Genomic DNA, 23,690 nt, shown 5'->3' on the forward strand with positions numbered 1-23,690 from the left:
TTTTTTATTGGGCTGTTTCCTGATTGGAAACCATAACCTCTGATTGTATGCATTGGTGGCAAAACTCAAAAGAGCCTTTATAATAAGGGAATTAACTATTTTTAGTAGTTAGAGTACCATGCGGTATATGCATCACTATAATTGGTTAAGATGTCACGTTAACTTAACATAAGGCTTGTGGTCGTGCCTTAATTAAGTCGCTATAATACCAAATTGTCGGCGTCGTTTTCACTAAAAAATCGCCTTTTGTATCGTTAGTTAATTGCTAACATTAGTAAATATCAATCTGGGGATGGGCATCCTATGGCAGTCAATCAAGGGGCAGAGAAGCCCGAAGATGAAGATGAAGGTTTTGTAGATGAGCTGAAGCCTGGCACACAGTTGCTTCAGGGTCAGTACACGATTACAAAATTCATCAACAGCGGTGGTTTCGGCATAACTTATCTGGCAAAAGACAGCCTGGATCGTGATGTTGTTATTAAAGAGTGTTTTCCAGGCGCGTTTTGCCGTCGGAGTAATACAATTGTTGGTGCGCGATCTCGTGCACATCAAAACGAATTCAAATCCATTGTTAAACTTTTTGTTCAAGAGGCGAAAAGCCAGTCAAAATTATCGCACCCAAATATCGTTGGTGTGCATCAGGTTTTCGAAGACAATGACACCGCCTATATGGCCATCGATTTCATCAATGGCCGCGATTTGCTTGAGATCATTGATGACGATAAAGTCGTAATTACACCCGACAATATTGTTTCTATGTTGCGCAAGCTTCTGGGCGCTGTTGGCTTTGTCCACGAACGTGGCGTTCTGCACCGTGATATTTCGCCCGATAATGTTTTGGTTAACAAAGCTGGTGAACCCATTCTGATTGACTTTGGTGCCGCGCGTGAACAGGCGTCAACGAAAAGCCGTGCATTGTCTGCACTGCGCGTCGTCAAAGACGGATATTCCCCACAAGAATTCTATATTGCGGGCAGTTCACAAAATGACTCAAGCGATCTGTATGCGCTTGCGGCCACATTCTATCATGCGATCACTGGTGAAGCCCCGCCCAATAGTCAGGCGCGTCTGGCCTCAATCGCTGAAAGTGGTGTGGATATATATGAACCGCTTACGGGCCGTTTTGAAGGATATCCAGAGCGGTTTTTGCCTGCGTTAGACAAAGCGATCAGTGTCCTACCGAAAGATCGTATCAAATCTGCCCAAGAATGGTTGGATGTTCTTGATGGTAAAGTGACAGAAGACAAAACGGATAAACCTGTCGAAGCTTCAATCGCACGTCTTCTGGCCGATGAAAAAGGCGGAAAAGCCACGCCGGCCGCTAAAGCAGCATCTAAAACCGAAGCCCCAAAAGCAGCATCTCAGGTCAAGGCATCGCTTTCGCCAGAGCCGAAGAAGAAAAGCATGGGCATGCTTTTGGGCTCTGTTGCCGTCGTGGCTATCATTGCGGGCGTCGCGTTTATGCAATTCGCTCCTGGTGATGATGCGGTTACGCCAACAACACCTGTTGCGACAGCAACGCCAGACGTTGAAACAGCACCTGTTGTACAGGAAGTTGACACTGCGCCTGTTACAGAAGAAACGGAAACAGCAAACGTCGTTATTTCCCCCGAACCCGAGGTGGTAACGCCTGAGGTCGTTGAAGAACAGGCTGAAGCTGTAACGACACCGGAAACACCTGTCGTTGAAGAAACTGAGACACCTTCTGAAACTATTGTCGAAGAAGAAACCGCTGCAGTCGAATCGCCTGTTGCCACAGAAGAAGCGGCCATTGAAGAACAGGCACCTGTCGAAGAACCTACTATCGTTGTAGAAGAACAGGCACCTGTCGAAGAGCCGGTTGTTCAGGAAGACGTTGCAACGGCTGATCCCGAGGTAACCGAGCCTGTAGAAGAGCCCGAAGTTGCACCAGAAAATGAGCCGATTGTTTTTGATATGTCTGGTGGATTGTCGATACAGCCTGAAGATCCTGTTGCAGAATCCGTGGGTGATCAAGTGGCTGAAAACACTGCCACGCAAGAAAACGTCGCTACACCACAGAACTCATCAACCTCACAATCCGATGATGGTGACTTTATCATTTTCGGTCAGCCAGCTGAGCAAAACAATAATGCACTTGTTCAGCAACCTACTGGAAGTGGTGATATTGCTTTCGACCAACTGCAGTCTGCAGAATGGGATATATCTGTTCCATTCCAAACACAGCAAGGCCAGACTGAGAATGGTGAATTCCCCATTATCACGAATGTTGATCGCTCTGCTTCGTCCATTCCAGATGGGGAATGGATCAACGAAGGTGTTGTTATCTATGCTATAAATGGTGATTGGGTCACAGGTGGCGTTACAATCGAAGAATTGTTGCTAAGATCTCCTGATCTTGGACAGCAGCAATTTATTTACGCAGACGTCAGACTGAAAGCATCAGAAGGTGCGCCATTTGAACATAACACGCTTGCAATTGCGGCATCACGCGACCTGGTTCTGAAAAATGGTATCAGCTTTGAAATCTCCTTTATTGACGGTCAATGGAGAACTGTTGTCTCTGATGTGGCTAACGCATCAATAACAGATTTCGAAGAAGGTGATGTTGTGGCTTCAGAAGCATCGACAGGCCGTGAACTTACGACGGCACAAAGCCTTGAGTTCCTACTAAGCCGTCTGGCACGCGATGGAATGACCGATGCAGAATTTACCGTTGATCGCAACGGTTTCGAAACCACAGCCAGAATGTTGTTAGCCGAGGAAGGTTGATATGATCATTGTGGCACGCACTCCTGCGGTTGCTCTTATTATGTCGGTTTATCCGAAACAAAAAGAGCAGCATGCTTCTAACACATGCTATTTGCACAATGCTGCGAATACAGTGTATGCAAGCAGTGCTTTCAAACAAAACCGCAATGTCAGAAGCGCAAGTGTACGTCATGGACAGAATTCATGCAGCGGCTCTAGCTTCGGCGAAAATGAGGTGGTGAAATGATCAGACGTATCAGACCTCGTAGTGAAGATGGTAAACTGAGGTTTATTCAAGAACTTGTATCAAAAAGAGGCGATGCCTCTGCGCAAGCAAGACAAGAGCCAGCTGTTGAAAAAGCAGTTGAGCCTGAAAATAATGTGCAAAATGGGTCAAATGCGCCGCAGATAAATGGCGCGGCTCAGGCGGCAGCGCCTACGCAACAACCACAGCAAACAAACGGCACATCAACACCGCAAGTCCCGCAACAAGCAAATAATGCAGCGCCTGAAGGTGACATGTGGGAAATTGCAGCATCAGAAGATGCACCCCAAGTAACTGCAACGCCAGAACCGGCTGTAGAACAACAGCCGGTTGAGGATACAGAAAATCGCCCCGTGCGTCGTGGGGGACGGGTAAAAACCCGTTTGCTTGGATTTGAAAGATCAAGCGGTCAGCTTGAAGATGTTCAAGGTAACGTTGAACAACCTGCTGCATTACCCGTAAAATCTAAAAGTGATCGGTATCCAGTTGGTTGGATCATCGTTCTAAAAGGACCAGGCCGCGGCGAATCTACTTCGATCAAAGCAGGTGTTTCACAAATTGGTCGTGGTGAAGATCAGGCCATTCAACTGGATTTTGGTGACACCAGCATATCGCGGGAAAATCACGCAACCATCGCGTATGATGATGAACAAAGAAAATTTTTCATCGGTCACGGCGGCAAATCCAACTTGGTTAGACTAAACGAAAAACCAGTTCTAAGCACCGAGGATCTTTACCACGGTGACTTGATAAGAATTGGACAGACGACCCTGTTATTTCTTGCCCTATGTGGGGAAAATTTCTCATGGTCGGACGAAGACGAAGCCCCAGAAACTACAGACGAGTAAGTAGCTGTGTACGACGTTACGACGGCCATAAGCAAAGGCCAACGCGAATATCAAGAAGATGCGGTTGTGGCCGACTTCAATTTGGGTAACCCTTTTGGTTTTGCAGTTCTTGCAGACGGCATGGGCGGTCATGCCGCTGGTGATGTTGCCAGCAAGATTGTTGTGACCGAGGTTTTCAGTGAGTTGAAGTTCCAATTCGGTGAACCGGAATCATTGGAAAAAGACATTGCAACCGTTTTGCAAGATGTTGCGCGTTCCGCCAACGACTGCATTAGTGCACATGTCGATGAAAACCCTGGGCATCAGGGAATGGGTGCGACTTTGGTTGCGCCTATTATTTTTGAAAAGCGGCTGTATTGGATATCAATCGGTGACTCACCTTTATATCTTTTCCGCAAGGGTGCGCTGACTCAATTGAATGAAGATCATTCGATGGCACCGCAGATCGATGTAATGGTGAAAACCGGCCAAATCGATGAAGAAACAGCTCGCAATCATCCTGATCGCAACTGTTTGACATCCGTTTTGATGGGGGATCGTATCCCTAAGATTGATTGCCGGGTTGAACCTACGACGTTGCAAACTGGCGATATTCTTGTTGTTGCAAGTGATGGTTTGCAGTTTCTGACAGATAAACAGATCCAGTCGACGATCAATCGTGCGAAACGCAAGTCTAGCGCACAAATTGCAGAGGCATTGTTAAGCGCAGTTTACAAGCTGAAAGATCCTGATCAGGACAACATTTCATTCACAGTTTTGAAAGTCAGCTAATCTGGTTGAATACACTCCTTGTTTGGTCATATATTTTGACCAATTCAAGGGGTGCATATGCCATTTACCAAAATCCAACCTGAAAAACTTTCAAACGCAGTTGTTCGACAAATCGAACTTCTAATACTGCGTGGCGTACTGCATCCAGGCGAACGACTTCCGTCAGAGCGTGAGTTGTCCGATCAACTTGGTGTGTCACGGCCCTCTATTCGTGAAGCGATTGCAGAACTGCAAAATAAGGGGCTTCTGTCCAGCCGCGCTGGTGCCGGTATATATGTGGCTGACGTGCTAGGATCTGCGTTTTCTGATGCGTTGATCCAACTATTCGCAAGTCATGATGAAGCAGTTTTTGATTACATTTCGTTTCGTCGTGACCTAGAGGGGTTGGCTGCGGAACGCGCAACTTTATCTGCATCAGATACCGATCTGAAGGTCATTGGTGCTATTTTTGCCAAGATGGAACAGACCCACTCCAAGCGTAACCCAGCTGATGAAGCTAAGCTGGATGCGCAGTTCCATCTGTCTATCATTGAAGCTAGCCATAACGTTGTGATGCTGCATATGATGCGGTCGATGTTTGAATTGCTGCGCAAAGGCGTTTTTTATAATCGCCAGATTATGTTCAAACAACGCACCACTCGCATGACACTTTTAAATCAACACAGGGCCATAAACGAAGCCTTGCAATCCCGTGATGCAAAAGCTGCCAGACAGGCCGTTGAGGCGCATTTAGATTTTGTCGAAAATGCCTTGTCGAACCAAAAGAAGGCCGATCAGAACGAAGAGATTGCAAAGCAACGATATGAGCATGAGCAGAGAAAATAAAACCCGCCAATAAGGCGGGCTTTAAGTTCTTAAATCTTTTGAAAATCAGTGCAGCTTTGCGTCAACCGTTTCAATTGCATCATCGATGAGATTATTCGCTTTTGCAGCACTTATCTGTTTTGCAATCACGCCTTTCGCTGCCTCAACTGACACAGCAATAGCGCTGTTGCGCACTTCCTTAATCGCTGCATCTTGCGCACTTTCGATCTGTTCTTCAGCCGACTGCAATCGACGGGCAATGGTTTTTTCCAGATCTGCTTTCGCTTGTTCAGCAGCCAATTCAGCGTCTTCCTTGGCCTGCGCAACAATACGTTCAGATTGTTCCTGAACCTCTTTTTGCTTACGTTCGTATGATGCAAGAATAGTTTGCGCTTCTTCCCGCAGGGCCTTGGCTTCGTCTAATTCTGATCTGATACCTTCAGCGCGCTTGTCCAAAAGACCCGCAATGATGCCTGGGACTTTGAAATAAACAAGAATGCCAATGAAAATTAGGAATGAAATAAAGACGACAAAATCAGTGTTTGCCAGCGAAAAGAATGGCTTATCCGTTGCAGCCAAAGCAGGACTGCCCAAAGCAATGAAAATCAGGCTTAGTCTTTTCATGTTATCGCCTTCATGTTCTCTTCCACGGCTTTCTTCACATCAGCAGCAGTTGCTTTCGCATCGAACGCAGAAACAATTTCTTTAGTCGTGTCGATTGCAACGGCCTTAATGCTGTCCATTGCAGTTTCGCGGATTTCGGCAATTGCTTTTTCGGACTCGGCCGTTTTGGCAGCAATCTCTGCATCCGCTTTCGCAATCGCCACATCCAGCTCTGCTTGAATTTCGGCTTTCGTTTCAGCAACAATTTTTTGTGCTTCGGTCCGTGCATCGGCCAGCGCTTTGTTGTACGCGGCTTCTGCTTCGTGGGCCTTTAGCTTCAGTTCTTCTGCTGCAGCAATGTCATTCGTGATCGTCCCCTGACGCTCTGCAAGAACTGCGCCGATACGGGGCAGGGCAATGCGCGACAAAATCAGATAAATTACGACAAGCGTAACGACGAGCCAGAAAATCTGGTTCGGGAACGTCGAGAAGTCGAGCTGCGGCATACCCGCTGCTTCGGTTGCTCCGCTTTCTGTTGCCATTTTGGCCTCCTGAAACCTCAGTTACCACGGGGCCGATATGATACGACCCCGCACGTAAGGATTTGGTTTGTCAGGTTTAAACAGCAAACATCAGCAGAAGTGCAACCAGGAACGAGAAGATGCCCAGAGCTTCTGCAAATGCGATGCCGATAAAGAGCGTGGCTGTTTGGCCAGCTGCGGCAGATGGGTTGCGAAGTGCACCGGCCAGGAAGTTACCTGCAACGTTGCCCACCCCCATAGCAGCCAAGCCCATGCCGAATGCCGACAGGCCTGCGCCGATGAATTTACCCATTTCTGCGATATCGCCTTCCATGATCATTCTCCTTGAGTTGGAATAGCTAGAATTTGCGGGAAAACCTGCGTGTTAGTGATGCGGATGAAGTGCATCCTTTAGATAGACACAGGTTAGAATTGTGAAAACATAGGCCTGAATAAAGCAAACAAGCACCTCAAGCCCGTACATTGCCGTAACACCCAAAATCGCTAGGGGCGACAGTGCAACAGCCGCAGCAAATGTTGCGAAAACTTTGATCACCGCGTGGCCAGCGGTCATATTACCAGCAAGACGGATTGAATGGCTGACCGGGCGTACAAAGTACGATATGATCTCGATGATTGCCAAAACCGGGCGAATTGCTAGTGGCGCGGATGACACCCAGAACAGCGACAAGAATGCCGGGCCATTTTTGACAAAACCAAGCAATGTAACGGCTAGAAATACCGCGAAAGCAAGGGTTGCTGTGACAGCAATGTGCGACGTTGTTGTGAAAGCCATTGGCACAAGGCCAAGAAAGTTTGCAAACAACACAAACAAAAACAGCGTCATAATATATGGGAAATACTTCAGACCGTCTTTGCCGGTGACATCTTCGACCATCTTGTAGATGAAACCATAAGTCAGTTCAGCAATGGATTGAGAACGTGAGGGGATCGTCGCGCGTTTGCGCGTGGTAACAACCAAGAGCAAAACGACACTGATAATCGTAAGCGCCATCCAGAACGTAACATTTGTCGGAGTGTACCAATAGATTTCACCATCACCAAACAAAGGTTTGATGATGAACTGATCCATCGGGTGAAAACTGAAAACGCTGCCGCTTTCTTCCGTCGCCACGTTAGTCCCCTTTGTCTTCGCCAGCCTGTTTGGCCAGATGTTTCTGTTGGATTTCCTGTGCGGACCGAAGCATCGTTTTCACACCCGCAATAAAACCCAACAATATAAAAAGCACCAGAAATATTGGGGTTGTTCCGAACAGTCGGTCCAACCCAAATCCGATGCCAAATCCGATCAAAAGACCGGCAACAAGTTCGATCACCATCCGCCAGGCCAGTTGCGCCTGAGAATAATGTTCATCCGATCGCGGCGCAGGCTCTTGCGTCTTTTTCATCGCAGCGATCCGCTCTTCCAGCGCTTCTATTCGCGCCTTTTCGGGATCATTCACCATCGCCCAAACCTTTCGGACAGTTGAGATAGTGCTAGTCGTGGGCCGTGACCGAGTCAAGCACGTTTGATAATCCGTAACATATTGATATAATGCAATCTTTCAGAATAACGCGATTCACTTAACGTGCTAAACGCATGAAACCACATTTTTGCAATATTCAACCAAATGGTTGACGATTTATCTGTGCTCTGATTAGCAAAGCAGGTGGAAAATCGTCTTGACCTTACTTTTGCCGCGCTCGCAGATCCAACCAGACGCGCCATTCTGATCATGTTGTTGGAAGACGACATGGCGGTCACAGACGTCGCTGATCCGTTTGATATGTCGCTGGCCGCGATTTCAAAGCACCTGACCATTTTGACCCGCGCAGGTCTGATCAGTCAGGAAAAACGCGGTCGCGTTAAATGGTGCAAGCTGGAACCCGATGCCATGCGCAACGCCAGTATCTGGATGCAAAGTTTCGGGCAATTCGAAGCCGTCAATCTTGACGCTTTTGAACAGTTTTTGAAGCAGGAATTACAGGATTAAAAACCGTTATTTCACCGGCGTAATTTTCAAAAGCAAAAATAACGCGATTATTGTCAGTGCCACACCTGCTAATATCAGCAAAGGCGGCGCCCCATTGCCCAATCCCATTTCCCACAGAATGACCCAGCTTGGCGTAAGATAGGTATATGCCATGACCTTGGATGATGGCAGTCGAAGTGTCGCGTATTGCAGCAAGACGAATGTCGCTGCACTGGCGAAAATGGCTGTATACAGGATCGTAAGCCAGACAATTATGGGCAGCGTCATCCAATTCGTTGCAACAATATCGGACCACCCATAAATCAACAAAACTAGAAACCCAGCGACCAAAGTGCCAAACGTAAATGCTACCGCAGGTTCCCCCCGATTCAGCCTGCGCACCATCGGGGTATAGATTGCGTGGGCAAAACAGCCCCAGAAGTATATCATCTCGCCCGTGCCAATGCGAAATGCCAGAAACGCCGTCAGGTCCGCACGAAAAATAACCCATAAAGCGCCAATAGCGCCGATCAAAAGCGCCAGTGCGATCCGAAATGTCAGGATCTGCCGCATAAGCAAGTATCCAAACCCAGCCGCCATTATCGGCGTTAAGGTAAAGACAGCCGCTGCACTAACTGGTTCTGCCGTCTTTAATCCTTCGAACATCAGCACAAAATAAGTCGCAAATAATCCGCCAAGGATCAAATAGCGCCACGGGGCTTTAAAGTTTTGCCGATGAAACCCTTTTGTCGCCAAAAGTGCTGCGCCGATAATAAGTGCTGCCAGAAGGAATCGAAACGCGTTTAATGCGGCCGGGGCGATTTCATTCGCGGCCAGTGATCCAAGCGAAAAAGATCCCGCAACCAGGGCCGAAAATAAAAGCATTGCCCCATGACCGCGGGCGTTTTCGGTCATTCAACATCCCAGATTTTTGCCTGTGCCTTTAAAAAACTAAGTAATGCCTGCACTTTCATTGTCCGATGCAGGTCAACATGGGTCACCAGCCACATCGGAACCGACCATTCATCCAAGCTGTCAATCACTTCGGTCAGATCATTGCGTTTGATGAATTCCCATTTCGGAATAAAGCCGATGCCGGCACCGGCAATTATGGCATCTTCCATAGATCGGTTATCTGTGGTGCGAAAAGTGATATTATCCAATGGCACATTATTTTTAAGCCAGATGTTAAAAGGCGCGCGCGAAGTTGGGCTGTCATGGGCGACAAATTGGTGTTTGGGAAAATCATCCATACTTTTCGGCAAGCCATGACGGTCGATATACGCATCACTTGCAACAAGAATGGCACGTGCCTTGACAAATTGTTGAACAACATTGTCGGGTTGATCGGGCGGATTACCTGCACGGATGGCCACATGGGCCTCGCCGTATTCCAGCCGAAACAGCCGTTCCCCAGTTAAATAGCGAATGATGACGTCAGGATTTTCCGACTGAAATTGCGCTAGAACCGGGGACAACAATTTTGATGCCGATGCAAGTGAGGTGACAACCAACTCACCTGTTACATCCTGTCCGCGCCCTTTGATCCGGCCCGTCAGCTGTGTGAACTGATCATCCGTGGCTTGTGCCACTTGCAGCAAATCCGCCCCCGCTTCGGTGGCGGTATATCCCCGTGCGTGCCGTTGGAATAATTTAACGCCTAATTTCCCTTCTAACGCATCGATATGCCGAATGACGGTTGCATGGTGAACGCCCAAAACCTCGGCCGCACCACTGACTGTGCCAAGACGAGCAACCTGATAGGCAGTTCGGATTTCATCCCAGTTATCAACCATACATCCCTCTGTGCGTGAAATAACACTTACTGTTTATATCGGCATATTGTGTTTAATTTTGCAATAGCCGATTGCTTCACGTGACACTCAAAAAAGGTATACATTATGGAACATACAATTTTACGCATCGACGCTTCGGCGCGCACAGAAGGATCGGTTTCCCGCGATCTGACTGACACAGTTATCGATCATTTAAAGCCGGGTCGTGTGATCACGCGTGATCTGGCCAAAACGCCAGTTCCACAGATCGGCCAAGGCTGGGTTAGTGCCACTTTTACACCTGCTGAGGATCGTAACTCTGATCAAAAAGCTGTTTTGCAGCAATCTGATACACTTGTAGAAGAGCTAATGAACGCCGACGTGGTTGTCATAAGTTTTCCAATTTATAATTTTGGCGTTCCCGCTGCGCTCAAGGCTTGGATTGATCAAATTGCACGTGTTGGTTTGACATTTTCCTATTCCGCAAAAGGTCCGGTGGGATTGCTAAAAGACAAACGTGTGCTTTTGGTTGCTGCGTCCGGCGGTACAGAAGTCGGGTCAGATATTGATTTTGCCACAGGCTATATGCGCCACGTTATGCGTTTTATTGGGTTGACCGATGTCACTTTGATCAGCGCCGATCAACTAGCCATTGACGCAGAGACGACATTAAAAGCTGCAAAAAAGCAAATTGCAGAATTGGCTGCGTAGATTTCTGGGTGCGATCTGTTTTCATAATCGCACCTAGTCGATTTTACTGCCAGTTTCCTTCGAAATCTTTGGGGATCAAAAGAATATCGCGATCCAGATCTTCGACATGCTTACGGCCACACAGCGCCATCGTTGTATCAAGTTCCTTATGGATGACCTCAAGCGCTGATGTGACGCCCTTTTGACCCATAGCGCCAAGACCATAGACAAAAGCGCGACCGATATAGGTACCTTTGGCACCCATCGCCATTGCTTTTAAAACATCCTGGCCACTGCGAATACCGGAATCCAGATGAACTTCAATCTGATCCCCAACTGCGTCCACAATCGACGACAATGCCCGGATTGAACTTAGCGCACCGTCCAGTTGCCGTCCGCCGTGATTGGATACAACAATCGCATCTGCCCCAACATCAAGCGCCATTCTGGCGTCTTCGGCATCCAAGATACCTTTCAGGATCAACGGACCACCCCATTGTTCCTTTAGCTTTTTCACTTTGTCCCAATCCAAACGTGGATCAAACTGTTCAGCCGTCCAGTCACTTAATGACGCTGCATTTTTTACACCTTTGGCATGGCCAACGATATTGCCGAAAAAGCGGCGTTTGGTCGACATCATCTCAAGCCCCCACGACCATTTGGTCATCAGGTTTGCAATTGTGCTGGGCGTCAGCTTGGGCGGGGCGGACAGGCCATTTTTCAAATCCTTGTGCCGTTGCCCCAGGATTTGCAGATCCAGGGTCAGAACCATAGCCGAACATTTTGCATCTTTGGCCCGTTGGATCAGATTGCCGACAAATTCTTCGTCACGCATCACATAAAGCTGAAACCAGAACGGCTTGGTCGTATTGGCTGCGACATCCTCAATGGAACAAATCGACATTGTGGACAGGGTAAACGGGACACCGAATTTTTCAGCCGCCCGCGCCGCTTTGATTTCGCCATCCGCATGCTGCATTCCGGTTAATCCAACCGGGGCCAGCGCCACCGGCATCGATACATCTTGGCCAATCATCTTAGTTGCTGTTGAACGACCCTGCATATCCACAGCCACGCGCTGACGCAAACGGATCTGATCGAAATCACTGGTGTTTTCACGAAACGTCTGTTCGGTCCAGCTGCCGGTTTCGGCATAATCATAAAACATCCTTGGAACACGCCGCTGATAGATTTGCTTTAGGTCGTCAATGCAGGTGATCACGGGCATCGGATATCTCATTTTGATTGTATTGGTAAAGGTTTGTTACCAATTCCGGTCGTTACGAGCAAGCGTATACTATCTATTGCATATAGTACCATATCGCACTATATAGTGCGATATGGTACTACTATGGAGGCAACAATGGCACTAACCAGACGCAAAACACTTGGATTGATTGGCGGCGGCACAATCCTGGCAGCAACTGCAACGGCTGGAACATTTCTGGCAACGCGCACACCACATAAGGCCTTGGCGCCTTGGGATATGGCGGGGACCTATGTAGATGCACGCATGAATGCATTGTCCTTCGCTTTGTTGGCACCTAATCCGCACAATCGCCAACCATGGCTGGCAGAGCTTCGCGGTCAAAACACCGTTCAGATCTATCGCGATAAAGCGCGCGATTTGCCTGTGACAGATCCATATGGACGACAGCTGACAATTGGCATGGGCTGTTTTCTTGAACTTATGGATATGGCGGCGGCCCAGATGAATATCGCTGTTGAAACCGTTCTGTTTCCACAAGGCGAAGATGGTCCGGTCGCTGAATGCATATTCAAACCAAATGCCAGTCAGCCCGATCCGCTTTTCGCATACGTTATGGAACGTCGCAGTCATAAAGAAGCGTTTGAAGACCGTAAAATCCCTAATACGGCAGTGCAGCCCCTGAAGCCATATGCGCATATCGCAACTGATCTGGCCGAGGTTGAAACCCTGAAACGCATCGCTCAAACCGCTTGGCTGGCCGAAGCCGCCACACCGGACGCCTGGCAGGAAAGCGTTGATCTTCTTCGTATTGGCAAGGCCGAAATCAATGCACAACCCGACGGCATCGATATTGGCGGGCCGATGATGGATAGTCTGGCAGCTGTTGGGCTGTTCACGCGCGAAGCCGCGGCAGACGTCAATAATGCCGGATCACAGGGCGCAATTCAGGATACTGTTGATGCGATTACCTCAGCCCATGGGTTTGTTGTTCAAATCAGCGCCCAAAATACGCGCGAAGATCAAATTGCTGCCGGACGCGATTGGTTGCGTTTGAACCTGGCCACAACTGCGGCAGGTCTGAAATTGCGCCCGGTCAGTCAGGCATTGCAAGAATATGAAGCCGTATCAGACCCTTATACTGAAATACACAAACTTTATGCGCCCGGCGGCGAAACGGTTCAAATGCTTGGGCTTCTTGGGTATGGTACCGATGTGCCACGTACGCCGCGCTGGCCGTTGGAGACCAAGATGCTGAATGCCTGAACACGAATTTTCCAAATACTTCCAGCTTTTCAATGAAATCGGCATATTGGAACAACTCAGCCGCGCCATGCTTGAGGCGCGGTTACCAACAGGGCTCTTGGCATCGCATTTTTCGGTGATCAATCATCTGATCCGGGTGCAAGACGGACGAACCCCAGTTGAACTGGCCCGTGCGTTTCAAGTGGCGAAAACAACGATGACACACACTCTATCGGGTCTAGAAAAGCATGGGTTCATCGAAATGCGGGCTAATCCAGATGATAAACGCAGTAAATGCGTTTGGCTGACGGATCAGGGCCGCGCATTCAGACAAAATGCGATACGTGGTCTTGAACCTGATTTTCACAACCTTCTGGACGCTTTGTCCCCCGAAGATATCGATGCCACTTTGCCAAATTTAACAAAATTACGCATGTTTATGGATAAGGCGCGCGACAAGCCAAGTTGATTTAAATTTGCGCGGCCAGATCCAGAAAATCCTGTGCAACAATATCCCAATTGGCATCAGGTGTCAGATCAGTTGTTTGATCCGGTCCATGTTCTTTGGGTCGTGCAACAAACGCGGTCATTAATCCAGCCGCCCGCGCCGCATGAAGATCGTCATTATGGGCTGCAACCATCATCACTTGCGCCGGTTCAAGCCGCAAAGCAGCGCATGAGGCCAAATAGACAGCAGGTTTGGGTTTGTAATCCTGCGCAATCTCTGCCCCCAGAATACAATCCCACGGCAATTTCGCATACCGTGCAAGACGGGTCATCAGCGCGATTGATCCATTTGAACAAGGCGCAATAATTGCTTTGTCTTTGATCGCCATCAGGCCAGGCACAACGTCAGGCCATGGATCCAGTTTTTCCCAAGCTGTGTTCAGCGCAGGGCGGTCGTCAACCTGGATATCAAAGTGGCGCAGGACACGGTCCAGATTTTCCAGATGCAGATCATCCAAAGCCACATAGCCGCGTCCACCATCACGGATGCGTTTCATCGCTGGTTGATATTCACCACGCCAAGCATCGGCAAACGCAAATCCATCACAGGTTGGAAGATGTTTTTCAACGAGACCCGCGACAGAGCTGCGCCAATCAACACATGTGCCAAAGACGTCGAATATCAGGGCTTTCGGGATCATTCGCCCGCCTTATGGGCCCCATCTGCAAGGGATTTCACGAATTGCAGAACCTCATCCACAGGTTTCCCTGCCTCGATCTGCGCGACAATTGCAGATCCTACCACCACACCATCAGCCACGCTTGCGATGGATTGTGCGGATGCTGGCGTTTTGACCCCGAACCCGACAATCACTGGCAAATCTGTCACGGCTTTGATACGAGCCACGTCAGGAGCAACATCATCGGCCTGTGCCTCGGCTGATCCGGTGATACCGGTGATCGAAACATAGTAAACAAAACCCGATGTATTCTGCATCACCTTCGGCAATCGCTTGTCATCTGTTGTTGGCGTAGCAAGACGGATGAAGTTTAGCCCAGCGTTTTGGGCGGGTATGCACAGTTCATCATCCTCTTCAGGGGGCAGATCAACGATAATTAGCCCGTCGATCCCCGCCTCTTTCGCCTCTTGCAGAAAACGATCCACGCCGCGACTGTAAATCGGGTTATAATAGCCCATCATCACAACCGGCGTTGTTGTATCGTCTTTGCGCAACTCACGAACGATTTGCAGTGTCTGGTCAAGGGTCATTCCACGCTCCAGCGCGCGCTGTCCAGCCAATTGAACAGTCGTACCATCGGCCATCGGATCCGTGAACGGCAATCCCAGTTCGATGATATCCACACCCGCAGCGGGCAGCCCTTTGACGATCTGAACAGACGTATCAAAATCCGGATCACCCGCCATTACATAGGCGACAAAGGCCTTTTGGCCGGCGGCTTTCAAATCAGCGAATTTAGCATCGATACGTGTCATGAGGGACCTTATGCAATCGTTGTCGTGGTTCAGGATGTGTAAGGAAAATCCTGCCAGCCTTTAAAAGCGTTCCGCCGGACAATGTCCACTGGGAAGGTTTGAAAATCAGGATTTCTTACCGCTAATTCTGCAAAATCGTGGCCTCCCATGCATTCAGAAATTGATCCCGTTTGAAGCGATCCAAAAACACAAGCAAGCCTGGCCCCATTCGAATGGGCCGCAATTTGGCGCTATTGGCGGTTTCATCTGTTGTACCATTCGGAAAGGGAAAATCAGCAGACCGCGGTGCCGACCAGGCCAACGTAAGAAGATGATCCATAAATAGCCCGGCCCCTTCAGTATTGGGTGCATTTACAGGCAAAAGGGCAGACCGCATCATCAGAGTCGTGAAATCTTCGGGCTGAATGATGTGTATTTTGTCGGCAATATCTGCGCGGGCGGTGGCATAACTGCCCAGTACGTTATAGGCCACAGCGATATCACCAGCGCTGACATCATCAATCATTTCTGACGAACAGCAATAAAGCTGCGTGCCGACCTGTCCAAACACTTCGGACAGGCGCCAAAATACTTCGGACGTGCGCGCATCTTGAGTGGCAAACAGATAGCCCAAACCACTTTCACGAATATCATACGTTCCGACGCGGTTACGAAAACGATCAGGGTTTTCGCGCAATATGGTAATCAGGGCCTGGCGTGTTTTGGGCAAATCAAGTCCTTGGAATGCGTCCAGCGACAGAACGATTGCGGCGTGTTCCTGGGTAAATGCAAAAACGCTGTCACGCCACTTGCCCCAACCGGGCACGCGGTCACTTGCAGCTGAAAAATGCGGGGCGGCATAACCATCATTTGCCAACTTTATCTGCAGGTCCATCGCCGATGAAATTACAACGTCAAATGCTTCATTTTCCTGGGTAATCGCAGTCATAATTTCGGTACTGGTAACGCCGATATAATGCACTTCGATCATAGGGTTTTGGACTTGGAACGACTTTATGATCGGGGCAAAAAGATCAATATCAGCGGTTGAAATGATCCTTAAGGCACCTGCTTTCTTATCCACTTCAAAAACAGTTTCCTCTTGGATCTGAAATGCGGGTAAGGGCGACGCCAACGCCAGAATTATCGCGGCAAGAATGCTTCGACACATGCGCCTGTTCCTTCTTGTCGATTGTATAATCTTAACCCGCCGCCATGCGCGATAAAGACGTCATTTGCGATTGTCAGCCCCAGACCCGATCCGATCTTATCGGTTGACGATTGTCCCCGCACAAAGCGTCCCAATAATGTGCGTGGATCATCCTGACAAAATCCCGGTCCCTGATCCAGAATACGTATTATGATCTTATCGCTTTCAGATATGATCTGTACGGAAATCTCTGTTTCGGGTGGGCTGTATTTAATGGCGTTATCCACGATATTTGTAATCGCATTCTGGATTAAGATCGGGTCGATGTGTGCAAAATGCACATCCATTGGCGCCAGCTTTAAATCAATATCACGCAAGCTCGCGATGGGTTGAAGACGCTGGACAGCATCGACGATACATTCGCCCAAATTCACCTCTTTGCGGTCAAGGACGTCGGTACGAAGATTGACCATCGCCTGATCAATCAACTGACCTGCCGCACGTGAACTTTCATCAATGGCCCGGATCATGTCCTTTAGTGTGGTACGGTTGTTGTCCTGTCTGACACGGCGCAGGAAAACTTCGGCCTGCGTACGAACTGTTGCCAAAGGGGTCCGAACCCGGTGGGCCGCTTCGGTTATAAAATCCTCAGATCGCGACAATGACCGATCAAGCCGCCCTGTAAAACTGTTTAACGCATGAACAAGCGGGACCATTTCGTCGGGAACCGCCGTATTAAACGGTTCCAGATCGTTTGGACCCCTGCCAGACACCGATGTGGCCAGATCCTGCAGCGGGCGAAACACACGATTGACTGCAATGATTGCCAAAATAGAGGAGATTATAAAGAACCCAACACCAATACCCAGCGCCTGTTTGAACAAGGCATTCAGTTGATCTGTCAGACCTTCTTGTGTCTGCGCGATCGTCACAATCACGGTTTCAATCCGCTGATTGACCGCGATCACCTTTAACGCGGACACTGTACGAATATCTGCGTCAAGATAACTGCGAGTTGCAAAAGCATTTGTCGCCGCTTGAATATCCGGACGCGGCAAATCGCTATAGCCCGTCAGTAATTCATCATCATTATCAATGCGGTAAAATACACGGTCGTTTGAAACGCTGCCCAGCATGGAAAACGCAGAATAGGGAATATCGACGACAATTTCATCGTTACGTACAGATATGTTTTCCAGAATAGACGTCGCTGACGCCAGCAGGATATTATCTTGTGAATTCTGCGCGATTTGCCGTGAAAAAGATAAAAACAACAAAATCAATACCGCCGCTAGAATAGCGGCACTGCCGATCAGCTGCGTGGCCAACCTGCGGCGCAGAGATGCAGGCGATGTCATTCGACACTTAGCCGATAGCCCATACCGCGGATCGTCGTGATCACCACGTTTGAGCCGGACAAATGCTTGCGCAAACGACCGATATAGACCTCAATCGCATTTTCCGAGACATCTTCGTCATAGGAAAACAGCCGATCAACCAGTTTGGATTTTGAAAAAATAATATTCGGATGATCTGCCAGAATTTCAAACAGGCGCAGTTCTTTATTACGCAGTGCAGTATCAACACCATTCAGCGAAACTGTTCCAGCAAGACGGTTAAATTCGATCGTTCCGATTTTTTGGGTATTGCTGGCCGCGCCGTTCCTGCGCCGTAATACAGCGCGGCATCGCGCCTCAAGCTCGGAAAAATCGAAGGGTTTTGAAATATAGTCATCCGCACCTAGATCCAGAATACCGACACGGTCCGATACCTGTGACCGGGCTGTCACTGCAATAACGGGCGTGTCTTTCTGCGATTTGCGCAGAAAACTCAGAAAGGATCGCCCATCACCGTCCGGCAGCATTATATCAAGTAAAACAAGATCATACTGTGCAGACAGTATAAATTCCTCGGCGCTATTCAGGGTGGCAGCGTGGTCAATGACATGGCCGTCAAGTTCCATCCGATCCTGGATGGCTTGGGCCAGTTTTTCATTATCTTCGACCAGCAAAAAACGCATTGTTCGTCCTTGATTTTGGATCTTCATGACAGGTTTGTGTCAGGAAAGCATGTTTGCATAAGGCATGGGCGGCAACGTTCGCCTTTGTCAACCGGGAGGAAAAAATGAAAAGTTCGACATTGACCCGCAGGGTCATGATGGTTGCTGCTGCGGCCGCATTTAGTTTCGCAACACCTGTATTGGCCGGGGGGCATCAGGTTTTAGACAGCATCCACTTTCTTGTACCAGGCGGCGCCGGTGGCGGATGGGACGGAACAGCGCGCGGAACAGGCGAGGCTCTGACAGCATCTGGCCTGATTGGATCGGCATCTTATGAAAATATGTCCGGCGGCGGCGGCGGCAAAGCGATCGGCTATATGATTGAAAACGCCAACAGCCAACACGATACGTTAATGGTAAACTCTACCCCTATTGTGATCCGATCTTTGACAGGCGTTTTTCCCTATAATTTCAGTGATCTGACATTGGTCGCCGGAACAATTGGCGATTATGCCACGATTGTCGTTGGTAAAGACAGCCCGATCAATTCGATGGATGATCTGCTGGCAACATATCGTGAAAACCCCGGCAGCACGGCTATTGGTGGCGGATCTGTTCCAGGCGGAATGGATCATTTGGTTGCCGCCATGATCATGAAAGCCGCAGGCGAAGATCCAAATGAGGTGAAATACATCGCCTATGATGCGGGCGGCAAAGCGATGGCCGCATTGCTTTCAGGCGAAATTGTTGCGCTGTCCACCGGCTTTTCCGAAGCCATCGATCTGGCAAATGCGGGCGAAGTCAAAATCATCGGCGTTACTGCTGATGAACGCATTTCGACATATGACAGCGCGCAAACCATGAAAGAACAGGGTATCGACATGACATTTGTCAACTGGCGCGGCTTCTTCGCCGTTCCTGGTTTGCCCGAAGATAAGCTGGCGATGTATCAGGATGCGATTACCAAGATGTACGACACGCCCGAGTGGGAAGAGGTTCGTGCTCGTAATGGATGGGTCAACATCCACAACTCTGGCGACGACTTTCGCGTGTTTCTTGAAGAACAGGAACAGATCATCGGTGATCTGATGCGCGAACTGGGCTTCCTTTGATATAAGACCGGGTCCGGTGAAAAGCCGGGCCCTTTTCCATTGGGTCAAAGAACCCAAGGACACCACAATAAGGGGAGGATTGGCGATGGCGTTAGACCGTTGGATCGCTTTGATCATACTGATGATCTGCTTAACTTATGGCTATACTGCCTTTTTCACGATGGATGCAAATCTGGCACCCTTCATGCAACGCCGCCCCATCTGGCCATCAACCTTTCCCAAAGTGTTGGCCGTTCTGTCAATCATTGCCGCGTTGTCCATTTTGTTGGGGTTCGAAAAATCCATTGGCGGGCCCAAAGAAGGTGACATCAATTATCGGCGCCTACAGGATTACAAGATCGGTCAGGCCGCTATTATACTTGGGTTGATGATTGCCTATGCGCTGTTTTTGCGACCTGCGGGTTTTCTGGTCTCGACAGTCAGCTTTTTAGTCATCGGCGCCTTTATTCTGGGCGAACGTAGGTTTTTTATTTTGGTGCCAGTTGCCGTCGTGGCGGCAGGTGGCATCTGGTATCTGGTGCAAGAGGTTCTGGGAATATTCCTACGCCCTTGGCCTTTCTTTCTTGGATAATGGGGGGCTAAGACATGCTTGATGGAATTCTGACCGGTCTCAGCACGGCCTTTTCAGTTACGAATATTTTAATGGTGATCGGCGGATGTCTGATCGGCACATTTATTGGGATGTTGCCCGGATTAGGACCGATGTCAATCATCGCAATCATGATCCCGGTTGCCATTTCTATCGGTGATCCATCCACTGCGCTGATCCTTTTGGCAGGCGTTTACTACGGTGCGGTTTTCGGTGGGTCGACGTCCTCTATTCTGATCAATGCCCCCGGTGTCGCATCGACCGTAGCGACCAGCTTTGACGGGTATCCGATGACGCGCGCAGGCAAAGCAGGCAAGGCGCTGACCGTTGCGGCGATTGCCAGCTTCTGCGGCGGAACGATCGGGGCCATCCTGCTGATGATCTTCGCACCTGCGTTGGCAAGTGTGGCACTGCTGTTCCATTCAGCGGAATATTTCGCGCTCATGGTCGTGGGGCTGTCTGCCATCGCAGCCTTTGCCGGATCGGGGCAGGTGGGCAAGGCGCTTTTGATGACACTGCTTGGGTTGATCATGGCAACCGTCGGGGAAGGCGCATTATTCAACGCACCACGCTTCACGATGGGTATTTCCGATTTGCAGTCCGGGTTTGGTTTTATCACTTTGGCCATGGCCATGTTTGCATTACCCGAAGCCCTTTACCTGATCCTTGATCCCAACAGATCAAAAACCGAAGGCGCCAGTGGCGAGATCAAAGATCTGCGCATCACCAAGAACGAAGCAAAAAGAATTGCCCCTGTGATCGGGCGTCAGTCTATCCAGGGATTTCTGATTGGTGTTCTGCCAGGGGCCGGTGCAACGATTGCATCATTTCTTGGGTACGCCGTCGAACGCAATATCGCATCGAAAGAAGAGCAAGCTGAATTTGGCAAAGGCTCTGTCAAAGGTCTGGCCGCACCCGAGGCTGCGAATAACGCTGCCTGCACAGGATCTTTTGTACCACTTTTAACCCTTGGCATCCCCGGGTCTGGCACCACAGCAATTCTGCTTGGCGCATTGATTGCGTTGAACGTGTCACCCGGACCGCGTCTGATGGTGGATCAGCCTGAAATCTTTTGGGCCGTGATCATATCAATGTATCTTGGCAATGTGATCTTGCTGATCCTGAACCTGCCGTTGATCCCCTATATCGCTAAGATTCTAACTGTGCCACGCACGTTCCTAATCCCGTTCATTCTGTTTTTCACATTGATGGGTGCCTATATCGGTCAGAATAATTCGACAGAATTGCTGATCCTTGTTGGCTTTGGCATCTGCGCGACGATCCTGCGGTTTGCCGATTATCCACTTGCGCCCTTACTGATCGGCTTCATTCTTGGATCAATGCTGGAAGATAATTTTACCCGGTCCATGGATCTTTACGGCGGTCTGGATTTCATTCTTCAACGCCCCATGACAATGGGTCTTTTGGTTATTGCCGCGTCACTTGTCGTATTGCCCAGCTACCGGGCACGTCGCGCGCGCCTGCGTCAGCAGGGTGTGGCTGATGGGGATTGATGGTCCATTATCGGGGGTCCGCATTCTTGATCTGACGAATGTCTTGGCGGGCCCTTACTGCTGCTATCAACTGGCCTTGATGGGGGCTGACGTGACCAAAGTCGAACGCCCCGGACAGGGCGATTTGGCACGGCAGTTGGGGGCGGATCCGGGCAGAAACCAAACAAACATGGGTCTTTCATTTCTGGCGCAAAATGCACAGAAAAAATCCATCACGCTGAACCTGAAAACCGATGACGGCCGCGCGTTGTTTCTGAAACTGGTTGCGACAGCTGACGTAGTTGTCGAAAACTATCGCCCAGACGTGATGGGCCGTCTTGGTCTGGGATATGATGTGCTTAAAAAGACCCAGCCTGATCTGATATACTGCGCAATTTCAGGATTTGGTCAGGATGGACCATGGAAAGACAATCCGGCTTATGATCAAATTGTCCAGGGTATCTCCGGTGTTATGTCAATCACGGGCAACGCTGATGATGACCCAACCCGGGTCGGTTATCCCATCGCGGATACAATTGGCGGCATGACAGCCGCTTTTGCAATATCGGCCGCTTTAAACGAACGCCCGCGTGGTCGAAATATTGACATCTCAATGACTGATGCTGTGATTTCAACCATGGGCTGGGTGGTGTCAAACTATCTAATGGGCGGGGTCGCCCCGGCGCGACATGGAAATGAAAACACAACCTCGGCGCCTTCGGGCACCTTTCGTGTACAAGACGGCATGATCAATATCGCTGCAAATAAACAAGAACAGTGGGAAGCATTGGCAAACCACATCGACCGCACCGACTTGCTGACCGACCCCCGGTTTTTGAGCCGCGAAGATCGCAAGGCGAACCGGTTGACCTTAAGAACCGAGATTGAGAAAACCCTTTTGACCCAGACCGCTGCCCACTGGCTGAAAGGGCTGTCTGAAATTGGTGTACCTGCGGGTTCTGTCATGGGTGTTGATCAGGTTTTATCGTCGGATCAGATAACCGGGCGGTCGTTAATTTCAGATAATCTGTACTGTTTGGACGAACCGCTTAGCGTTGTAGGATCGCCCGTGATGATGAATGGGGCCAGACCACAGCCCATAATCGCACCACCGGAACTGGGGCAGCATAATATGGAAATCTATCAAAATCTGGGCCTGTCCGCCACAGACATTGATGATCTGAAAAAACGAGGGGTCATATGAGCGACGTATCCGATTGGTGGGAAACATCGATCATTGATATGGAGCCAGGGCGCATTGATATCCGCGGCCACGCCATTCAGGATCTGATCGGTAACCTAAGCTTTTGTCAGATGATCTGGTTGATGTTGCGAGGTGATATGCCAACCACAGATCAAGCGCGATTGATGGAAGCCGCATTGGTTGCAGGCGTCGATCATGGCCCGCAAGCGCCATCCATTGCAACAGCACGGATGGCCATCACCTGTGGCGTTGGGCTGCAGTCAGCAATGGCAAGTGCTGTGAACATGTTGGGCGATATCCATGGTGGCGCGGGTGAACAGGCGGTTCTGATGTATCATCATCTGCGTGATGCAGGTCAGGATCGTAAAACGGCTTTGCAAAGCTGGATTGATCAACACGGCCCCATTTTACCTGGATTTGGGCACCGCTTTCATAAACCCGTTGATCCACGTGCGCCCCGATTGCTGCAACTGGTTGCCGAAAGTGCCGCTAATGGCGTGGTGACAGGTGTTTTTTCTGACATTGCAACTTGGGTCGAAAACCATCTGGCAGAAACGCGCAGCACACCTTTACCGATGAATATCGACGGCGCGACTGCTGTTATTTTTGCCGAATTGGGTTTTGAGGCGCCATTGGCGCGCGGTCTTTTTTGCCTGTCACGATCTGTCGGCATTCTGGCCCACGCCTGGGAGCAAAAACAGCAAGGCGGACGAAACAAAGGGCCAACGCCCCCGGACTATCGCTGGACATACAGACCCTGAACAAAAAAAGCCCGGCGAAATGATCACCG

At 49.5% G+C, this 23,690-nt stretch carries 27 protein-coding genes; 14 read left to right on the forward strand and 13 right to left on the reverse strand.

Annotated features, from left to right (window positions below; all coding sequences use genetic code 11):
* Positions 1 to 303: 303 nt before the first annotated feature.
* Genes HRQ87_RS01535 through HRQ87_RS01555 form a run of 5 tightly spaced genes read left to right on the forward strand, consistent with a single transcriptional unit; the run spans position 304 to position 5,439 of the window.
* The gene (locus HRQ87_RS01535; protein ID WP_174134587.1) at positions 304 to 2,751 is read left to right on the forward strand and encodes a serine/threonine protein kinase; all 2,448 of its coding nucleotides are present in this window, start codon (positions 304 to 306) and stop codon (positions 2,749 to 2,751) included.
* Between the two features lies 1 nt (position 2,752).
* Positions 2,753 to 2,977, forward strand: coding sequence for a hypothetical protein (locus HRQ87_RS01540; protein ID WP_174134588.1), 225 nt, complete (start codon positions 2,753 to 2,755; stop codon positions 2,975 to 2,977).
* Positions 2,974 to 3,843, forward strand: a complete 870-nt coding sequence (locus HRQ87_RS01545) for an FHA domain-containing protein (protein ID WP_246251633.1) — start codon at positions 2,974 to 2,976, stop codon at positions 3,841 to 3,843. Before HRQ87_RS01540 ends, HRQ87_RS01545 begins: the two co-directional genes overlap by 4 nt.
* 6 nt (positions 3,844 to 3,849) lie before the next feature.
* On the forward strand, positions 3,850 to 4,614 hold the full coding sequence (locus HRQ87_RS01550; protein WP_174134589.1) for a protein phosphatase 2C domain-containing protein: 765 nt from the start codon (positions 3,850 to 3,852) through the stop codon (positions 4,612 to 4,614).
* Between the two features lie 57 nt (positions 4,615 to 4,671).
* Positions 4,672 to 5,439 carry a FadR/GntR family transcriptional regulator gene (locus HRQ87_RS01555; RefSeq protein ID WP_174134590.1) on the forward strand — a complete coding sequence of 256 codons (768 nt, stop codon included), beginning with the start codon at positions 4,672 to 4,674 and terminating at the stop codon, positions 5,437 to 5,439.
* 45 nt (positions 5,440 to 5,484) lie between these two features.
* On the opposite strand, the gene HRQ87_RS01560 is transcribed toward HRQ87_RS01555, so the two are convergent.
* The 5 genes from HRQ87_RS01560 to HRQ87_RS01580 form a co-directional block, all read right to left on the reverse strand.
* Positions 5,485 to 6,042 (reverse strand): F0F1 ATP synthase subunit B, encoded by a 558-nt coding sequence (locus HRQ87_RS01560; protein ID WP_174134591.1) that lies wholly within the window; start codon positions 6,040 to 6,042, stop codon positions 5,485 to 5,487.
* Positions 6,039 to 6,563, reverse strand: coding sequence for a F0F1 ATP synthase subunit B' (locus tag HRQ87_RS01565; protein WP_174134592.1), 525 nt, complete (start codon positions 6,561 to 6,563; stop codon positions 6,039 to 6,041). The genes HRQ87_RS01560 and HRQ87_RS01565 overlap by 4 nt, the downstream gene beginning before the upstream one ends.
* A 76-nt stretch (positions 6,564 to 6,639) precedes the next feature.
* Entirely contained in the window at positions 6,640 to 6,876 is a 237-nt protein-coding gene (locus tag HRQ87_RS01570) for a F0F1 ATP synthase subunit C (RefSeq protein ID WP_174134593.1), read from the reverse strand.
* 51 nt (positions 6,877 to 6,927) lie between these two features.
* The gene (locus HRQ87_RS01575; RefSeq protein ID WP_174135355.1) at positions 6,928 to 7,635 is read right to left on the reverse strand and encodes a F0F1 ATP synthase subunit A; all 708 of its coding nucleotides are present in this window, start codon (positions 7,633 to 7,635) and stop codon (positions 6,928 to 6,930) included.
* Between the two features lie 43 nt (positions 7,636 to 7,678).
* Positions 7,679 to 8,008: an AtpZ/AtpI family protein gene (locus HRQ87_RS01580; protein ID WP_174134594.1), complete on the reverse strand. Its 330-nt coding sequence runs from the start codon at positions 8,006 to 8,008 to the stop codon at positions 7,679 to 7,681.
* Positions 8,009 to 8,212: 204 nt separating this feature from the next.
* On the opposite strand from HRQ87_RS01580, the gene HRQ87_RS01585 reads away from it, so the two are divergent.
* The gene (locus tag HRQ87_RS01585; protein ID WP_174134595.1) at positions 8,213 to 8,536 is read left to right on the forward strand and encodes a metalloregulator ArsR/SmtB family transcription factor; all 324 of its coding nucleotides are present in this window, start codon (positions 8,213 to 8,215) and stop codon (positions 8,534 to 8,536) included.
* A gap of 6 nt (positions 8,537 to 8,542) precedes the next feature.
* On the opposite strand, the gene HRQ87_RS01590 is transcribed toward HRQ87_RS01585, so the two are convergent.
* Positions 8,543 to 9,430 carry a DMT family transporter gene (locus HRQ87_RS01590; protein ID WP_174134596.1) on the reverse strand — a complete coding sequence of 296 codons (888 nt, stop codon included), beginning with the start codon at positions 9,428 to 9,430 and terminating at the stop codon, positions 8,543 to 8,545.
* On the reverse strand, positions 9,427 to 10,311 hold the full coding sequence (locus tag HRQ87_RS01595; protein ID WP_174134597.1) for a LysR family transcriptional regulator: 885 nt from the start codon (positions 10,309 to 10,311) through the stop codon (positions 9,427 to 9,429). Before HRQ87_RS01595 ends, HRQ87_RS01590 begins: the two co-directional genes overlap by 4 nt.
* A 105-nt stretch (positions 10,312 to 10,416) precedes the next feature.
* Between HRQ87_RS01595 and HRQ87_RS01600 the strand changes: the two genes are divergently transcribed.
* Complete coding sequence (locus HRQ87_RS01600) at positions 10,417 to 11,001, forward strand: FMN-dependent NADH-azoreductase (protein WP_174134598.1); 585 nt, start codon at positions 10,417 to 10,419, stop codon at positions 10,999 to 11,001.
* Between the two features lie 43 nt (positions 11,002 to 11,044).
* On the opposite strand, the gene HRQ87_RS01605 is transcribed toward HRQ87_RS01600, so the two are convergent.
* Complete coding sequence (locus HRQ87_RS01605) at positions 11,045 to 12,208, reverse strand: alpha-hydroxy acid oxidase (protein WP_174134599.1); 1,164 nt, start codon at positions 12,206 to 12,208, stop codon at positions 11,045 to 11,047.
* A 135-nt stretch (positions 12,209 to 12,343) separates the two neighbouring features.
* Between HRQ87_RS01605 and HRQ87_RS01610 the strand changes: the two genes are divergently transcribed.
* Complete coding sequence (locus HRQ87_RS01610; protein ID WP_174134600.1) at positions 12,344 to 13,453, forward strand: Acg family FMN-binding oxidoreductase; 1,110 nt, start codon at positions 12,344 to 12,346, stop codon at positions 13,451 to 13,453.
* Positions 13,446 to 13,901 carry a MarR family winged helix-turn-helix transcriptional regulator gene (locus tag HRQ87_RS01615; RefSeq protein WP_174134601.1) on the forward strand — a complete coding sequence of 152 codons (456 nt, stop codon included), beginning with the start codon at positions 13,446 to 13,448 and terminating at the stop codon, positions 13,899 to 13,901. Before HRQ87_RS01610 ends, HRQ87_RS01615 begins: the two co-directional genes overlap by 8 nt.
* Position 13,902: 1 nt before the next feature.
* Here the strand turns inward: HRQ87_RS01615 and HRQ87_RS01620 are convergent, their stop codons facing one another.
* The 5 genes from HRQ87_RS01620 to HRQ87_RS01640 all read right to left on the reverse strand — a co-directional run bounded on the left by HRQ87_RS01620 (position 13,903) and on the right by HRQ87_RS01640 (position 18,523).
* On the reverse strand, positions 13,903 to 14,580 hold the full coding sequence (locus HRQ87_RS01620) for a haloacid dehalogenase type II (protein ID WP_174134602.1): 678 nt from the start codon (positions 14,578 to 14,580) through the stop codon (positions 13,903 to 13,905).
* Complete coding sequence (gene trpA / locus HRQ87_RS01625; RefSeq protein ID WP_174134603.1) at positions 14,577 to 15,374, reverse strand: tryptophan synthase subunit alpha; 798 nt, start codon at positions 15,372 to 15,374, stop codon at positions 14,577 to 14,579. The genes HRQ87_RS01620 and trpA overlap by 4 nt, the downstream gene beginning before the upstream one ends.
* A gap of 121 nt (positions 15,375 to 15,495) precedes the next feature.
* Entirely contained in the window at positions 15,496 to 16,524 is a 1,029-nt protein-coding gene (locus HRQ87_RS01630; RefSeq protein ID WP_174134604.1) for an ABC transporter substrate-binding protein, read from the reverse strand.
* Positions 16,497 to 17,861, reverse strand: a complete 1,365-nt coding sequence (locus HRQ87_RS01635; RefSeq protein ID WP_174134605.1) for a sensor histidine kinase — start codon at positions 17,859 to 17,861, stop codon at positions 16,497 to 16,499. Before HRQ87_RS01635 ends, HRQ87_RS01630 begins: the two co-directional genes overlap by 28 nt.
* Positions 17,858 to 18,523: a response regulator transcription factor gene (locus HRQ87_RS01640; RefSeq protein ID WP_174134606.1), complete on the reverse strand. Its 666-nt coding sequence runs from the start codon at positions 18,521 to 18,523 to the stop codon at positions 17,858 to 17,860. The genes HRQ87_RS01635 and HRQ87_RS01640 overlap by 4 nt, the downstream gene beginning before the upstream one ends.
* Before the next feature lie 104 nt (positions 18,524 to 18,627).
* Here HRQ87_RS01640 and HRQ87_RS01645 point away from each other — a divergent pair, with 104 nt between their 5' ends.
* The 5 genes from HRQ87_RS01645 to HRQ87_RS01665 all read left to right on the forward strand — a co-directional run bounded on the left by HRQ87_RS01645 (position 18,628) and on the right by HRQ87_RS01665 (position 23,661).
* Positions 18,628 to 19,614 carry a tripartite tricarboxylate transporter substrate binding protein gene (locus tag HRQ87_RS01645; protein WP_174134607.1) on the forward strand — a complete coding sequence of 329 codons (987 nt, stop codon included), beginning with the start codon at positions 18,628 to 18,630 and terminating at the stop codon, positions 19,612 to 19,614.
* A gap of 85 nt (positions 19,615 to 19,699) precedes the next feature.
* Positions 19,700 to 20,185 carry a tripartite tricarboxylate transporter TctB family protein gene (locus HRQ87_RS01650; RefSeq protein ID WP_174134608.1) on the forward strand — a complete coding sequence of 162 codons (486 nt, stop codon included), beginning with the start codon at positions 19,700 to 19,702 and terminating at the stop codon, positions 20,183 to 20,185.
* 14 nt (positions 20,186 to 20,199) lie between these two features.
* The gene (locus tag HRQ87_RS01655) at positions 20,200 to 21,717 is read left to right on the forward strand and encodes a tripartite tricarboxylate transporter permease (protein WP_174134609.1); all 1,518 of its coding nucleotides are present in this window, start codon (positions 20,200 to 20,202) and stop codon (positions 21,715 to 21,717) included.
* Positions 21,707 to 22,900 (forward strand): CaiB/BaiF CoA transferase family protein, encoded by a 1,194-nt coding sequence (locus tag HRQ87_RS01660; RefSeq protein WP_174134610.1) that lies wholly within the window; start codon positions 21,707 to 21,709, stop codon positions 22,898 to 22,900. The genes HRQ87_RS01655 and HRQ87_RS01660 overlap by 11 nt, the downstream gene beginning before the upstream one ends.
* On the forward strand, positions 22,897 to 23,661 hold the full coding sequence (locus HRQ87_RS01665; RefSeq protein WP_174134611.1) for a citryl-CoA lyase: 765 nt from the start codon (positions 22,897 to 22,899) through the stop codon (positions 23,659 to 23,661). Before HRQ87_RS01660 ends, HRQ87_RS01665 begins: the two co-directional genes overlap by 4 nt.
* The last annotated feature ends 29 nt before the right edge of the window (positions 23,662 to 23,690 follow it).

The sequence above is a fragment of the Parasulfitobacter algicola genome (assembly GCF_013315265.1).
Lineage (GTDB): Bacteria > Pseudomonadota > Alphaproteobacteria > Rhodobacterales > Rhodobacteraceae > Parasulfitobacter > Parasulfitobacter algicola.

Coding starts and splice junctions, on each gene's coding strand:
- trpA (WP_174134603.1), bottom strand. CDS start 15,374: ATGACACGTATCGATGCTAAATTCGCTGATTTGAAAGCCGCCGGCCAA.
- HRQ87_RS01595 (WP_174134597.1), bottom strand. CDS start 10,311: ATGGTTGATAACTGGGATGAAATCCGAACTGCCTATCAGGTTGCTCGT.
- HRQ87_RS01645 (WP_174134607.1), top strand. CDS start 18,628: ATGAAAAGTTCGACATTGACCCGCAGGGTCATGATGGTTGCTGCTGCG.
- HRQ87_RS01565 (WP_174134592.1), bottom strand. CDS start 6,563: ATGGCAACAGAAAGCGGAGCAACCGAAGCAGCGGGTATGCCGCAGCTC.
- HRQ87_RS01615 (WP_174134601.1), top strand. CDS start 13,446: ATGCCTGAACACGAATTTTCCAAATACTTCCAGCTTTTCAATGAAATC.
- HRQ87_RS01590 (WP_174134596.1), bottom strand. CDS start 9,430: ATGACCGAAAACGCCCGCGGTCATGGGGCAATGCTTTTATTTTCGGCC.
- HRQ87_RS01655 (WP_174134609.1), top strand. CDS start 20,200: ATGCTTGATGGAATTCTGACCGGTCTCAGCACGGCCTTTTCAGTTACG.
- HRQ87_RS01580 (WP_174134594.1), bottom strand. CDS start 8,008: ATGGTGAATGATCCCGAAAAGGCGCGAATAGAAGCGCTGGAAGAGCGG.
- HRQ87_RS01575 (WP_174135355.1), bottom strand. CDS start 7,635: ATGGATCAGTTCATCATCAAACCTTTGTTTGGTGATGGTGAAATCTAT.
- HRQ87_RS01600 (WP_174134598.1), top strand. CDS start 10,417: ATGGAACATACAATTTTACGCATCGACGCTTCGGCGCGCACAGAAGGA.
- HRQ87_RS01610 (WP_174134600.1), top strand. CDS start 12,344: ATGGCACTAACCAGACGCAAAACACTTGGATTGATTGGCGGCGGCACA.
- HRQ87_RS01535 (WP_174134587.1), top strand. CDS start 304: ATGGCAGTCAATCAAGGGGCAGAGAAGCCCGAAGATGAAGATGAAGGT.
- HRQ87_RS01560 (WP_174134591.1), bottom strand. CDS start 6,042: ATGAAAAGACTAAGCCTGATTTTCATTGCTTTGGGCAGTCCTGCTTTG.
- HRQ87_RS01620 (WP_174134602.1), bottom strand. CDS start 14,580: ATGATCCCGAAAGCCCTGATATTCGACGTCTTTGGCACATGTGTTGAT.
- HRQ87_RS01640 (WP_174134606.1), bottom strand. CDS start 18,523: ATGCGTTTTTTGCTGGTCGAAGATAATGAAAAACTGGCCCAAGCCATC.
- HRQ87_RS01665 (WP_174134611.1), top strand. CDS start 22,897: ATGAGCGACGTATCCGATTGGTGGGAAACATCGATCATTGATATGGAG.
- HRQ87_RS01555 (WP_174134590.1), top strand. CDS start 4,672: ATGCCATTTACCAAAATCCAACCTGAAAAACTTTCAAACGCAGTTGTT.
- HRQ87_RS01540 (WP_174134588.1), top strand. CDS start 2,753: ATGATCATTGTGGCACGCACTCCTGCGGTTGCTCTTATTATGTCGGTT.
- HRQ87_RS01650 (WP_174134608.1), top strand. CDS start 19,700: ATGGCGTTAGACCGTTGGATCGCTTTGATCATACTGATGATCTGCTTA.
- HRQ87_RS01545 (WP_246251633.1), top strand. CDS start 2,974: ATGATCAGACGTATCAGACCTCGTAGTGAAGATGGTAAACTGAGGTTT.
- HRQ87_RS01630 (WP_174134604.1), bottom strand. CDS start 16,524: ATGTGTCGAAGCATTCTTGCCGCGATAATTCTGGCGTTGGCGTCGCCC.
- HRQ87_RS01570 (WP_174134593.1), bottom strand. CDS start 6,876: ATGGAAGGCGATATCGCAGAAATGGGTAAATTCATCGGCGCAGGCCTG.
- HRQ87_RS01635 (WP_174134605.1), bottom strand. CDS start 17,861: ATGACATCGCCTGCATCTCTGCGCCGCAGGTTGGCCACGCAGCTGATC.
- HRQ87_RS01660 (WP_174134610.1), top strand. CDS start 21,707: ATGGGGATTGATGGTCCATTATCGGGGGTCCGCATTCTTGATCTGACG.
- HRQ87_RS01605 (WP_174134599.1), bottom strand. CDS start 12,208: ATGCCCGTGATCACCTGCATTGACGACCTAAAGCAAATCTATCAGCGG.